Origin of the sequence: Sulfuricurvum sp., assembly GCF_028713855.1 — a bacterium.
In the GTDB taxonomy this organism is placed as follows: Bacteria; Campylobacterota; Campylobacteria; order Campylobacterales; family Sulfurimonadaceae; genus Sulfuricurvum.
The window spans coordinates 14,810-27,636 of sequence record NZ_JAQTNN010000002.1 but is presented as its reverse complement, the minus strand read 5'-3'; the positions used below and the strand labels follow the sequence as shown (position 1 = coordinate 27,636).

The 12,827-nt window shown below is 44.4% G+C and carries 14 protein-coding genes; 7 read left to right on the top strand and 7 right to left on the bottom strand.

Features of this window, described 5'->3' with window-relative positions; all coding sequences use genetic code 11:
- Window positions 1-181 precede the first annotated feature (181 nt).
- Entirely contained in the window at window positions 182-1,729 is a 1,548-nt protein-coding gene (locus tag PHI47_RS02205) for a DUF3373 family protein (protein ID WP_299933297.1), read from the top strand.
- Window positions 1,730-1,828: 99 nt separating this feature from the next.
- Here the strand turns inward: PHI47_RS02205 and PHI47_RS02200 are convergent, their stop codons facing one another.
- Both PHI47_RS02200 and PHI47_RS02195 read right to left on the bottom strand, forming a co-directional pair.
- A complete protein-coding gene (locus PHI47_RS02200) occupies window positions 1,829-2,296 on the bottom strand; it encodes a peroxiredoxin (RefSeq protein WP_299933295.1) in 468 nt (155 codons plus the stop codon).
- Window positions 2,297-2,311: 15 nt separating this feature from the next.
- Entirely contained in the window at window positions 2,312-3,727 is a 1,416-nt protein-coding gene (locus PHI47_RS02195) for an aldehyde dehydrogenase family protein (protein WP_299933293.1), read from the bottom strand.
- Between the two features lie 134 nt (window positions 3,728-3,861).
- Between PHI47_RS02195 and PHI47_RS02190 the strand changes: the two genes are divergently transcribed.
- The 6 genes from PHI47_RS02190 to PHI47_RS02165 all read left to right on the top strand — a co-directional run bounded on the left by PHI47_RS02190 (window position 3,862) and on the right by PHI47_RS02165 (window position 8,093).
- Complete coding sequence (locus PHI47_RS02190) at window positions 3,862-4,311, top strand: globin (protein ID WP_299933291.1); 450 nt, start codon at window positions 3,862-3,864, stop codon at window positions 4,309-4,311.
- Window positions 4,312-4,406: 95 nt separating this feature from the next.
- The gene (locus PHI47_RS02185; RefSeq protein ID WP_299933289.1) at window positions 4,407-5,327 is read left to right on the top strand and encodes a branched-chain amino acid transaminase; all 921 of its coding nucleotides are present in this window, start codon (window positions 4,407-4,409) and stop codon (window positions 5,325-5,327) included.
- An 11-nt stretch (window positions 5,328-5,338) separates the two neighbouring features.
- Window positions 5,339-6,379, top strand: coding sequence for a prohibitin family protein (locus tag PHI47_RS02180; RefSeq protein WP_299933286.1), 1,041 nt, complete (start codon window positions 5,339-5,341; stop codon window positions 6,377-6,379).
- Between the two features lie 3 nt (window positions 6,380-6,382).
- Window positions 6,383-7,057, top strand: a complete 675-nt coding sequence (gene hisIE, locus PHI47_RS02175; protein WP_299933284.1) for a bifunctional phosphoribosyl-AMP cyclohydrolase/phosphoribosyl-ATP diphosphatase HisIE — start codon at window positions 6,383-6,385, stop codon at window positions 7,055-7,057.
- Window positions 7,054-7,569 carry a DUF2393 family protein gene (locus PHI47_RS02170; protein WP_299933282.1) on the top strand — a complete coding sequence of 172 codons (516 nt, stop codon included), beginning with the start codon at window positions 7,054-7,056 and terminating at the stop codon, window positions 7,567-7,569. The genes hisIE and PHI47_RS02170 overlap by 4 nt, the downstream gene beginning before the upstream one ends.
- Window positions 7,566-8,093, top strand: coding sequence for a DUF2393 family protein (locus tag PHI47_RS02165; protein WP_299933280.1), 528 nt, complete (start codon window positions 7,566-7,568; stop codon window positions 8,091-8,093). Before PHI47_RS02170 ends, PHI47_RS02165 begins: the two co-directional genes overlap by 4 nt.
- Window positions 8,094-8,096: 3 nt before the next feature.
- On the opposite strand, the gene PHI47_RS02160 is transcribed toward PHI47_RS02165, so the two are convergent.
- The 5 genes from PHI47_RS02160 to trxA all read right to left on the bottom strand — a co-directional run bounded on the left by PHI47_RS02160 (window position 8,097) and on the right by trxA (window position 12,661).
- The gene (locus PHI47_RS02160; RefSeq protein WP_299933278.1) at window positions 8,097-9,059 is read right to left on the bottom strand and encodes a TIGR01212 family radical SAM protein; all 963 of its coding nucleotides are present in this window, start codon (window positions 9,057-9,059) and stop codon (window positions 8,097-8,099) included.
- Window positions 9,060-9,068: 9 nt separating this feature from the next.
- The gene (gene purF / locus PHI47_RS02155) at window positions 9,069-10,418 is read right to left on the bottom strand and encodes an amidophosphoribosyltransferase (RefSeq protein WP_299933276.1); all 1,350 of its coding nucleotides are present in this window, start codon (window positions 10,416-10,418) and stop codon (window positions 9,069-9,071) included.
- Between the two features lie 9 nt (window positions 10,419-10,427).
- The gene (gene dapB / locus PHI47_RS02150; protein ID WP_299933274.1) at window positions 10,428-11,198 is read right to left on the bottom strand and encodes a 4-hydroxy-tetrahydrodipicolinate reductase; all 771 of its coding nucleotides are present in this window, start codon (window positions 11,196-11,198) and stop codon (window positions 10,428-10,430) included.
- Window positions 11,199-11,258: 60 nt separating this feature from the next.
- On the bottom strand, window positions 11,259-12,197 hold the full coding sequence (locus tag PHI47_RS02145; RefSeq protein ID WP_299933272.1) for an FAD-dependent oxidoreductase: 939 nt from the start codon (window positions 12,195-12,197) through the stop codon (window positions 11,259-11,261).
- A gap of 146 nt (window positions 12,198-12,343) precedes the next feature.
- Complete coding sequence (gene trxA, locus PHI47_RS02140) at window positions 12,344-12,661, bottom strand: thioredoxin (protein WP_299925558.1); 318 nt, start codon at window positions 12,659-12,661, stop codon at window positions 12,344-12,346.
- Window positions 12,662-12,827: the final 166 nt, after the last annotated feature.

Genomic DNA, 12,827 nt, shown 5'->3' with positions numbered 1-12,827 from the left:
ATAAAATGAGGAGAGAAAATCGGGCGGATTATACTGAAACAGCACTTAATTTTAGCTGTGTTTAATGTTGTCGCTTCTGTCACGTTTTTATCACACAAAATAGCACTATTCAAATTACTTTTATATAATTTTTGTTAATATCAGGCCCAACAATGCATGTGCATTAAAATAAGGAGAAATAATGAGACAACGAATCATAGGTTCAGTTATCACTGCCGCGTTACTCACCACAAACGCGTTTGCGGACGAAACGTTAATGCAACGGTTTGATAAAATGGAAAAAGAGATGGCAGCGCTCAAAGCTGAGCTCAATGCTCTCAAAACAGAAAAAGCACAATCAATTGCCAAAGCTCCGATGGTTGAAAAAAGCAGCACAAAAGTAGAGATTACCTCTGCCGATGAACCTAAAGATATTGCCAAAACACTTGAAGACATCCAAGATGAGCTCAGCAATCTAAACAAAAAAACGAACGGCAACAACCTGAAATTCGGTGTTGACCTCCGTACCAGTGTTGACAATCTTCACTACACCATGGCGGATGGAAGCAAACAGAAAAATGATGCCCTTCTCAGCAACCGTTTGTGGCTTAACATGAGTTATGCCGCGACGAAGAAACTCAGTTTTGTCGGCCAGTTGGCATACAATAAAACTTTTGGAGACCGTGCCAAATCTCCGGATGGCTCATTAAGTGCCTATGACGGATTTGACTGGGTTAGTAGTGAGTCTGCGCACGATGATACGTTACGTGTCCGTTCAGCCTATTTTTTCTATACCGAGGATGAACTTGCAGGACTCGATATTCCATGGACATTCAGTCTAGGACGCCGCCCATCCACCGAGGGACACCTCATCAACTTCCGTGACGACGTCAAAGCTTCTTCTCCGCTGGCACACACCGTAAACGTTGAGTTTGACGGAGCCAGTGCGAAATTCGGAACCGAAGAGCTTACCGGACTTACCGGATCATATTTTAAACTTTGTGCCGGACGTGGGATGAGCAATGCGGAACCTCGATTTAATGCTGCGCCTTATGCAACCAGCTCCGATTTACAAACCAATAACGTTGATATGGTCGGCATTATCGTCGTCCCTTATGATGATAAACAATACAGCAGCGGCTTTCAATATACCTACGCTAACAATCTGATCGATATGGTCGATCCGACTGACCCTGCGTTGGGTATGACTACGGTTGGGGGATTACACACAGCAACTGCATTTGCCATGGTCAACGGTATCGGAGATGGATGGAGCGAGTTTTTGGATGATTCAATGATCTTCGTCAGCGGTGCAATGTCAAAAACTGATCCGTATGCCGGGGGACAAGGGATGCTCGGATCACTTGAAAGTCAAACCGGTTACAGCTACTGGATCGGTACACAGTTCCCATCGCTTATCAGCGATGAGGGACGATGGGGAGTCGAGTTTAATCACGGCAGCCAATATTGGCGTCCGATCACCTATGGTGAAGACACTCTAATCGGCTCCAAAATCGCCGCACGCGGAGATGCCTATGAACTCTACTTTACCGAACCGTTGGTCAATGATATCCTTACCTTCCAACTTCGTTATACGTATATCAACTATAACTATAGTGGCAGTAATGGTTTCTTCGGTACGACAACCGGTACTCCTATGAGTATGAGCGATGCGGTAAATGCAGGCTACGGTAGCCAAATCGTCGACAAAGCTCAAGATATCCGCGCGTATATCCGTTATAAATTCTAAATATCTCGTCATTACCCGACTTAATCGGGTAATCCAGCTGGATTCCCGCCTACGCGGGAACCTCACAGAGGTTCTCGTGCCCTATAGGGTATGACAAAACTATCCTATTAGTTTCGCCAATTCCTCTTTTACCTTAGCCACATGATCTTTTACTTTCACGTTCGTCCATGCCGCTTTGACTATCCCCTTCGGATCAATAATATAGGTTGAGCGGACAATCCCCATATACTCTTTACCGTAATTCTTTTTCATCGACCATACACCGTAATCTTGCATCATCTGCGTAGTCGGGTCACTGAGAAGTGTGATTTCCAGATTTTGTTTTCCGATAAAGTTTCGATGGGATTTGGTACTATCCGCGCTTACCCCAAGGATAATCGCTCCCATATCATCATACTCATCCACCGAGGCACTAAATTCACACGCTTCCGTTGTACATCCCGGAGTGGAATCTTTCGGGTAAAAATACAGAACTATCCATTTACCGCGTAAATCACGTGAACAAATCTCTACATCATCTTGGTTACTCAAACAAAAATCGGGGGACAAGCTTCCTACTTCTAACATACTATTTTCCTTTTTTTATAAAATGACTACCGATTTAATTTCGGTAAATTCTTCGATCGCAAAGCGCGGACCTTCACGTCCGACACCGCTGAGCTTTATCCCGCCGTAAGGCTGAATATCAAAGCGGAGTGTCGGCATATCGTTGATTACCACACCACCGGCATCGAGTTCATCAATCGCTTTGGTCGCATGAGCAAGATTGTTTGTAAAGACTGAAAACTGCAATCCATACGGCGAATTATTCATCCGCTCAATTGCATCATCGATTCCATCGACCCGCACCAAACTCACGATGGGTGCAAACACCTCTTCGCATACAATTTTCATCGATTCAGTCACATCCGCCATAACACACGGGTAAAAAATCCGTCCCTCTCGATGTGGCGGTGTCAGAGGACGCGCGCCCTCTTCCATAGCACTCTCAACCCAACTCATCGCCCTCTCCGCCGCCTCGTCATTAATCAGCGGTCCTAAAAAAGTGTCTTCATTATACGGCGAACCAACGGTCAGTTTAGCGGTAGCTTCTGCCATTTTGAGAGCAAATTCATCATAAATACTGCTCTCTACATAAATACGTTGCAGAGAAATACATACCTGCCCAGAGTTGACAAATGCACCGATAGCACAACGCCCTGCCGCATAATCGAAATCGGCACTCGTGTCGATATAAGTCGCTGCATTACCGCCAAGTTCCAAAGATATTTTTTTAATCCCCGCACTTTTTGTGATGATATTTCCCACTCCGACCGATCCCGTAAAACTGATAACACGAGGGATATCACTGCCGACCAATGCACTTCCCACTTCAGCATCTCCATAAACGACACTCAGAGCATCAGGGGTAGCATAGGGACTTTCGATAAAGAGTTTCGCCAATTTATACGCACAAAGAGGAGCTTCGGGGGTCGGTTTGAGAACGACCGTATTTCCCGCTACCAGAGCAGGTGCGAGTTTATGCGCAACCAGATTGAGCGGAAAATTAAACGGGGTAATCGCGACCACAACCCCTACCGCCTCTCGTCGCCAATACGCATGCGCTTTGCGGCCGCTTGGCATCGCATCCGTATTAATTGTCTCGCCGTGCATTGTCCGCATAGTCTCAGCAGAGAGGGTGATCGTCTCGATACATCGATCCACTTCAATCCGTGCATAGGTGATCGGTTTTCCTACCTCATCACATAAGACACGAGCAAATTCTTCGCGCTGTTCACCCAGCTTTAAAGCGACATCCAACAGCCATGAACATCGTTGATGAAGCGGAACTTTTTTGGCAGATTTTGCAGCATTTCGCGTGATGATAAGTGCCTCATGAACATCCTCTGCACTGCACTGAGCGGCACGAGAAACGACACGTCTATCATACGGACTGAGACGGTCACTATAGCTTTGTGCAATTACCTGTCGTGATCCCATCCAAATATGTGCATCCATACAATCGTCTCCACCCTTAAATTATGTTTCAATTATACAAATCATCACCTAAAAAGAGGGGGAAGAGGATGTTTTAAGGAGTTTCTTTTCATCTTCCTTTTAGAATGTGTCTCAAAAATACGCAGAGGATCATCATGCTTGAACTTAATATTACCGACGGGGTTCTAGGGGTACGCCCTCCCGTCACGAAACCTCATCCGGGCTTCTATTTCCAAGTAGGTGAAGAGCGTTTTCGCAAATTGGTCGATGATCATTATGAAATGATCCGTAACAGCGATATCGCCTTTTTATTTCCGGTGAATGATGAAGAAGATTTTTCGAATGCGAAAAAACATGCTGCCGATTTTTTTATTCAAATTTGCGGAGGACCCGACTTTTTTGCTCAAACACGTGGTGAACCTCGTATGGTCGGACGTCATGCGCCGTTTCGTATCGATGAGCATGGACGCCGCCGATGGCTCGAATTTTATGCTGTCTTACTCCCTAAACTCGAAGAAGAAGGGATCAACCCTGAATACATTCAATCGTTTTGGGAGTACATCGACGTATTTTCTATTTGGATGATCAATACACCGACGCATTAATTTTTCCCGCAAACGCGGGAATATTCACCCCCTTAATATACCTTAAATCACATCTGCGCTAAAATCTCCCAATTTTTCTTTTGGAGATCTTCCCTATGAATGAAGCCAAATACATTTGGATGAACGGTAATCTTGTCGCATGGAATGACGCAAAAATTCATGTCCTTGCTCACACATTGCATTATGGAAACGGTGTTATCGAAGGGACAAAAGTTTACAAAACCCCAAAAGGATATGCAATTTTTCGTCTGAACGACCATACGAAGCGTCTTCTTGAATCGGCAAAAATGACCCTTTTAAATGTTCCATATACATTAGAAGAGCTCAACCAAGCACAAATCAATGTTATTCGCGAAAACGGTTTTACCGGTGAAAATGTCTATCTTCGCCCTATCGTTTACCTCGGATATGGCGTTATGGGGATTTATCATAAAGATGCCCCCGTCGAAGTTGCGGTAGCAGCATGGGAATGGGGTGCTTATCTCGGTGAGGAAGGGATGAAACGGGGAATTCGTTTGAAAATCTCATCGTTCAGCCGCCCGAATAACAAATCAAACATGGGTAAAGCCAAAGCGGTCGGAAACTATCTTAACTCTCAAATGGCAAAATTTGAAGCGGTTGAAGCAGGATACGACGAAGCGTTGCTCCTTGATGATGAGGGATACGTTGCCGAAGCAAGCGGGGCTTCGTTTTTCCTCATCAAAGACGGCGAATTGATCACCCCTCCGAACGACAATTCTCTTGTTTCTATCACCCAAAAAACGGTTATTGAAATGGCAGAAAAAATGGGAGTCAAAGTGTCTCGTCGCAAAATCACCCGTGAAGAGATCTATGTCGCAGATGAAGCATTCCTCACTGGAACTGCCGCAGAACTAACTCCAATTCGCGAAGTCGATGCACGAGTACTGGGTGCAGGAGGACGTGGACCGTTGACCGAAAAACTGCAAAGTGCTTATTTTGACATCGTTTACGGACGCAATCCAGACTTCGAACACTACTTAACCTATATCAACTAAGGATTATTTGCATGGCAAGTGATATGAACGACTATTTCAACAAGAAGAAAAAAGAAGAGCAAAAAGGGGGCGGATTCAATACCCCTAAACCACCCAAGATCGATTTTAATATGAACGGTAATAAAATGGGAATGGTGTGGCTCATCGCAGGTGTTGTCTTGTTACTCGTTCTGGCCAAACCGTTTGTCATCATTACCGAGGGAGAACGGGGGATTTTATCCACTAACGGAAAATACGGGGAGCAGGTATTGATGCCGGGGCTTCATTTTATGATTCCGTTAATCCAGCAAATTTACATTGTCGATACCAAAATGCATATCATCAATTACAGTGCCAAAGTGGATACCGTAGCCACTGCAGGAGATGGAATTTTGCTCAAACCGGCCATTACGGTTCTTGATAAACGGGGACTTCCTGTCGCCATCGACATCACAGTTCAATACCGCATGAATGCGCACCTTGCATCTCAAACGGTTTCCAACTGGGGCTTTAATTGGGAAGACAAAGTCATCGATCCGGTTGCCCGTGATGTCGTCCGCAACGTCGTCGGTCAATACGAAGCAGAGTCGTTACCGATTATGCGCAATACTATCGCCCAAAAGATTGAATCAGGGATTCGAAGCGCTATTGAGCACGGTAAAGATTCCCCTGCTGCACTCGAATCGGTTCAATTGCGCGAAATCACTCTCCCTCAAAAAGTGAAAGATCAGATCGAGCGGGTACAAGTTGCCAAACAAGAGGTAGAGCGTGCACAACAAGATGTTGAACGAGCTAAACAAGAGGCCTTTAAAAAAGAGACTGAGGCTCAAGGTACGGCAAACGCGATCACGATCCAAGCCCAAGCTCAAGCCAAAGCCAACCATCTCATCGGGGCATCATTAACTCCCGGATTACTCAAATTAGAGCAAATCCAAGTGCAAGGTAAATTTAACGAGGCACTCAAAGAGAACAAAGATGCTAAAATTTTCCTTACCCCCGGAGGATCAACCCCAAATATTTGGCTTGATACCAAAAGCGGCGACAGCCAAAAAATAAGCTCGACAGGGAAATAATCGATGAATCTTGATCAAATCGACTGGGCAAAATCCGACCTTCTCCCTGTTATCGTCCAAGAATCAGGGACGATGGAAGTGCTCATGATGGCATACATGAACCGTGAAGCCTTAGAGCTCTCCCTCTCGACGCGTATCGCCCACTACTATTCCCGCTCTAAACAGCGCCTTTGGAAAAAAGGTGAAAGCAGCGGTCATTTGCAACATATCGAACGCTTTTTACTCGATTGTGACAATGACACCCTCCTCATCATCGTTCGTCAAGAAGGTGTAGCGTGTCATACTGGGCGTAAATCATGCTTCTTTACGGACATCGAAAGCGGTGCGACTATCAGTGAACCTCAAATCGATACCGCTGCAACGTATGGAATCATCGATGAGCTTTATCACACCATCCTCTCGCGTAAAAACAGCGATCCCTCCAGCTCATGGACGGCGAAGCTTCTAAGCAGCGGTGACAATGCTATCCTTAAAAAAGTGGTCGAAGAGGCGGGAGAGTTTAGTTTTGCGATCAAAGATGGCAATGAAGATGAAATTATTTATGAATGTGCCGATTTAGTGTATCACGTACTGGTGGCATTGGGACATAAGAATATCTCACCGGATCGAATTAAACAAGAACTCGCTCGCCGCAGTGGAATAAGCGGTATTGCGGAGAAAAACTCTAGGAACAAATGAAAACTCGTATCATCGATTTTATTCATCACCTTCTTGTTTATGATTACCTCCTCTTCGGAGGTATTTTCATCCTCTTTCTCTTATTATTAATTTTAGCTATCGCTTTACGTAATAAAATAGGATTGGCGATTTTTTTAGTATTCATCGCATTTGGGGTATTAACGGTCGGCCCCGTTGCCGGATACATTCTACTCCATCAATATCTCTTTAAACACAGCATTATTATTCATGAAGTCAAAGCACTGGAGTTTACCGAAGCCCTCCTCATCAAAGGGGACATCAATAATACCTCTAAACGTTCTTTTAGTGAGTGTACTATTCATGCCGGAGTTTATAAAGTGACTCACAACCGATATATCGACCGAATATACCCCTTTATTCCGTTTAAAAAAGGTTCATTGACAATTAGTACGCCGATTGTTCCAGGGGAGTCTGCCCCCTTTAAACTTTTTATCGAACCATTCCGGTATGATAAAGATTTCAATCTAACCTACAAGGCAGAGTGTCGATGAATATCTATTTTACCTTTTGGCACTATGGCGCTATCGTCCTCTCCCTCATTTTATTCATTCTTTTTTCCCTTTTAGCTTTTTACGCCAAACGTCTATGGGCACAGCTACTCATTATTTTATCCTCATTATTTTTCAGTGTTTCTCTTTTAGTTCTCATGTTCACCGGGCTGGAAAAAACGACTAAAAAAGCGGAGATATACAATCTGCGCTACAACCGATTACTTCAGACTGAGCAAATTGTCTTTATCGGTACGGTAAAAAACACGGGAGAATATCACCTCAATACAGTCGAGTTGCAGTTAATTATAGAAAATGCACCGAAACCGGGAACAGGAATTTTCGGAGGGGCACCCCATGCTTTTAATGAAGCTTTAGATTCAAAATACCTGCCCCAAAAACTCACTTACAACTATACCATTGCTACCGATATCGAGCCAAAAGCATCGAAACAATTTACCCTTTTAATTGACTATCCTCCATATTTCAACAACGGAAGCTACACAACAAAGGCCATAGGCCACTAAAGGTTAATATTTAAGCCCTACCGCTTTCAGCGCTTCATTAACCGTACGGAATTGATCCTTTTTATCTCTGCACCATTGCGGTGCAATCAAAGAATCATCGTCGATTCCCGCACTGATCCTCTGTACGCTCACGTCTAACGGTTTCATAAGAACCGCCTCGGTAAGAACTTCCAAATACAGTTCCTGAGAAATAGGGGTAAACTCTCCTCGGGCATATTCATTCGCCAAGGCCGTCCGTTTTACCACATAGAGCGGATGATATTTAACCGAATCAATTCCTAGTGCATACGCCTCTTTAGCCGTCTCAAGCATCATCTCTTTTGTCTCACCCGGAAGCCCGAAAATCAGATGACCGCAAACATTCAACCCGTATGATTTCGCTTTGAGAATCGCCTCTTTGACGTTAGCACTGTCATGCCCACGGTTGATACGTACCAATGTCTCATCGTAGATCGATTGAATCCCGAATTCGACCCAAATTTCGGTTTTTTTGGAAAGCTCTGCGAGATATTCAAATGTTTCATCACTGATACTATCCGATCGGGTTCCAATACTTAGCCCCACAACGTTCTCAAAACTGAGAGCTTTTTCATAGAGGGCTTTGAGGGTATCAAAAGGGGCGTAGGTATTGGTAAAACTTTGAAAATAGACCATAAACTTTTCAGCACTGTTTTCGTCTCGAAGGCGTTTAGAGAGGGCATCAAACTGCCATTGTAACTGCTGAAGCTGTTTATCTAAATTAGGGTTGCTTGAAGAAGTGAGGTTGAGAAAAAAACCTTTAAGCTCACGAGCGTGATCCAGACTTGGACTGAATGAATCGTTTTCACAAAAAGTACATCCCCCTTTAGCAACCGTACCGTCGATATTGGGACAGGTAAACCCGGAAATGGAGACGGGAACTTTTGAGATTTTTACCCCGAATTTACGATGCAAATATTGCCCAAACGTAAAAATCTGTTCCCGCATAAAAGACGCTTAGATGATATATTTGCCGGTAAAACAGGCAGTACAGTAATTCTCTTCTTTGCCGTTGACACTCTGCAAGAGTGCTTCGTTGCTCAGATAACCGAGTGAATCCGCTTCAATAAATGCACAAATCTCCGCATTGGTCATGTTCGCTGCAATCAGTTTCTCTTTATCCGGTGTATCAACTCCGTAATAACACGGATCCGTTGTCGGAGGGCTGGAGATTCGCATGTGAACTTCTGCCGCTCCCGCAGCTTTAAGCATACGAACGATCTGACGGCTAGTGGTTCCGCGAACGATAGAGTCATCGATAACGATAAGGCGTTTCCCACGTATAAGATCATTAATCGGAGAGAGCTTCATTTTGACTTTCAAATCGCGCATTTCTTGGGTCGGTTCGATAAACGTACGCCCGATATAGTGATTACGCATAATCGCCATCTCGAAAGGGATACCGCTTTGTTGTGAATATCCGATCGCAGCGGGTACGCCGCCATCAGGAACCGGAACAACCATATCCGCTTCAATCGGCTGCTCTTGTGCCAGTGCTTTTCCCATCGCTTTACGCATTTCATAGACGTTCTGATTATAAACATTGGAATCGGGACGGGCAAAATAGACGTATTCAAAAATACAGTGTTTTGGGGTCGGTTCAAACACTTTGATCGATTTCGGTGCTTTACCTTTTTCAAAAATGAGGAGTTCGCCCGGTTCAACATCACGAATATATTCGGCACCGATCAAATCAAACGCACACGTTTCAGACGCTACTACGTACCCATCTCCGACCCGTCCGAGGCTCAGAGGACGGAAGCCATGCGGATCGCGCATCGCGAACATTTTAGAGCGGCTTAGGAAAACGAGAGAATAAGCACCCTCAATCTTTTTGACCGCATCGATGATACGGTCGGTTAGATGATGCTGATCACTTTTGGCGATCAAATGGATCAGATTTTCCGTATCCATAAAGGTTTGGAAAATCGCCCCTTTTTTAATCAGAGCATCACGTACCTCTTTAGCATTGGTAAGGTTACCGTTGTGAACAATCGACATCTCTCCCAGATCATAGCGGGCAAATACCGGCTGTGCATCAAGAATCGAATCATCTCCTGCGGTAGAGTAACGGGTATGCCCGATTGCCATATTCCCCTTGAGGGTGGTGAGCTTTTGATTGTCAAAAACCTGCGTCACCAATCCGCGATCTTTGATCGTATAGAGTTTTTCACCGTCACTGGTACTGATTCCTGCGGCTTCTTGACCCCGATGCTGGAGAGCATGGAGGGAGAAATAAGCCAATTTGGACGCCTCTGCATGGTCAAAAATACCGACTACTGCACATTTTTCATTTAAGCTACGCACTGTGTTTCCTTATGCAAGTTCTAAACAGTCTTGAATACTGTACAGACCGTTTGGTTTTCCGGCCAGCCATTTTGCGGCACGAATGGCACCTTTGGAGAAGGTATTGCGAGTGGTCGCGGTATGGTGCAGTTCAATAAACTCGCCATCGTTGTAAAATCCGACCGTATGACGCCCGACAATATCTCCGCCGCGCAATGCCATCACCGCAATCTCATCTTTAGTACGTTCACCGATGTTACCGTTACGTCCGCTGACACGTACGGCATCGAGATCGAGATTTCGTCCCGCTGCCGCTGAATGAGCCAACGTTAATGCTGTCCCGCTTGGGGCATCTTTTTTATGACGGTGATGCTGCTCAACAATCTCAATATCAAATCCGTCCAATGTTTTAGCCGCCATATGAACGAGTTGATTCAGAAGTGCCACCCCAAGAGACATATTCGTTGCATACAAAATCGGCATCGATTCACTCGCCGTTTTGAGGAGATTCATCTGATGAGTATCCAATCCTGTCGTACCAATAACCAAAGGTTTAGGATTCTCAATCGCACGTTCTAATAAAACTTGTGTTGCTTCGGGCAACGAAAAATCGATAACAACATCAGACCCTTTGAGCAATGTTGCCATATCATTCGTCACCAAGACTGAAGGATCGATTGAAAAATTGAGCTCATTTCGGACATATACCGCACCCAATGAAATCTCGCTTTCATGACGTAAATCTTCAATCAACAGCTTTCCGACACGCCCGCCAGCGCCAAATACACCTGCTCTTATCATTTTGGACAATCCCTATACTGCATTATTCTGATGACATTTTAGCGTCATAGTGTTTAAAAGCTATTGATGTCCGTCCACAAAAGCAATCGCCTGCAATGCAGCCACTGCACCGTCACCTGCGGCACAAACGACTTGTTTCGGAGCTTCAGCACGCATATCACCTGCTGCAAAAAGACCGGGCACAGAAGTTTTCATACTCAAATCAACTTTGACTTCACCCCACGGTGTCATATCACATAAAAAAGATCCGTCCGCTTGGATTAATACCTGATTATTCACATTATTGCCGACAAAAACAAATACACCGGGAACATCAATTTGACGTAATGAACCATCTTGGAGCTTTACACGGATTCCATTAACGCCCTTGGCATCTCCAAAAACCTCTTCAGGTATAGCATTTACAACGAGTTCAATATTCTCAGCCGCTTTGACTCTCGCGATGGTATTGGGAGCGGAGCGAAAGGTATCACGGCGATGAATTAAATAAACTTTGGTACAGATTTTTGCCAAATACAACGCTTCTTCGAGAGCCGTATCACCCCCGCCGATAACCGCGACCTCTTTATTTTTATAAAAAAATCCGTCACACGTTGCACACGTACTCACACCCCGACCGAAAAAAGCATCTTCTCCGATAAATCCGGCACGTTTAGGAGCAGATCCAGTACACACGATAACGCTTTTCGCTTCATCCGCAGTACCGTCTGATTTTTGGATACTAAAAACTCCATCTTCACGGCGCGATACCCGGGTCACTTCTGACATCTCATGCTTGAGGCCAAAACGCTGGCACTGTTCAGGCCATGGAATCATCAAATCCATCCCTGAAATATGCCCTGTAGCTCCGGGATAGTTTTCAATTTCCGAACTCATCGTAATCTGTCCGCCGGGCATCCCTTTTTCGAACATAGTGACATTATCCAAACCGCCACGTGTGGTATACAAACCAGCAGTTAATCCTGCCGGTCCTCCTCCGATGATCGCACAATCCAACATCCAAAGCCTCCGCTTTTAATTTGACGTATCATACTCATTTGTAGTTAAACCATACCAAAAGACAGTTAAGCAAAAAATCGTTTTAGAAAATTTTTAGAGAAGAGGGAAGATTTTGCCCTGAAGGGCAAAATTTAGAAGTGCGATTGTTACAGTAATGCGTTTAGTTTATCTGCGAATGCTTGTTTAGAAGCAGCACCGACCATTTGTTCAACCACTTCACCATTTTTAAAGAAAAGGATTGTAGGGATAGAACGGATACCGTATTTTACAGCGATATCTTGTTCTTCATCTGTATTTACTTTACAGATTTTTGCTTTTCCTTCAAATTCGCCTGCTAATTCTTCGATAACCGGAGCGATCATACGGCAAGGTCCACACCATGGAGCCCAAAAATCTACCAATGAGACACCCTCTTTGGTTACTTCGTCAAAATTAGATACTGTCAATTCAGTGTATTTAGCCATGTGACTTCCTTGAGTTCAATGTTTATATCGGGTCATTATAACGCCCCAATCTTTAAAATGACTTATTACATAACCCTCACATTTTTTCTCAGGGCATGCATAGTTTGGAAATATTTTAAGATAGTTTGCGCCATAATAGTCTTTACTTACAAACTAAAGTGAAAAG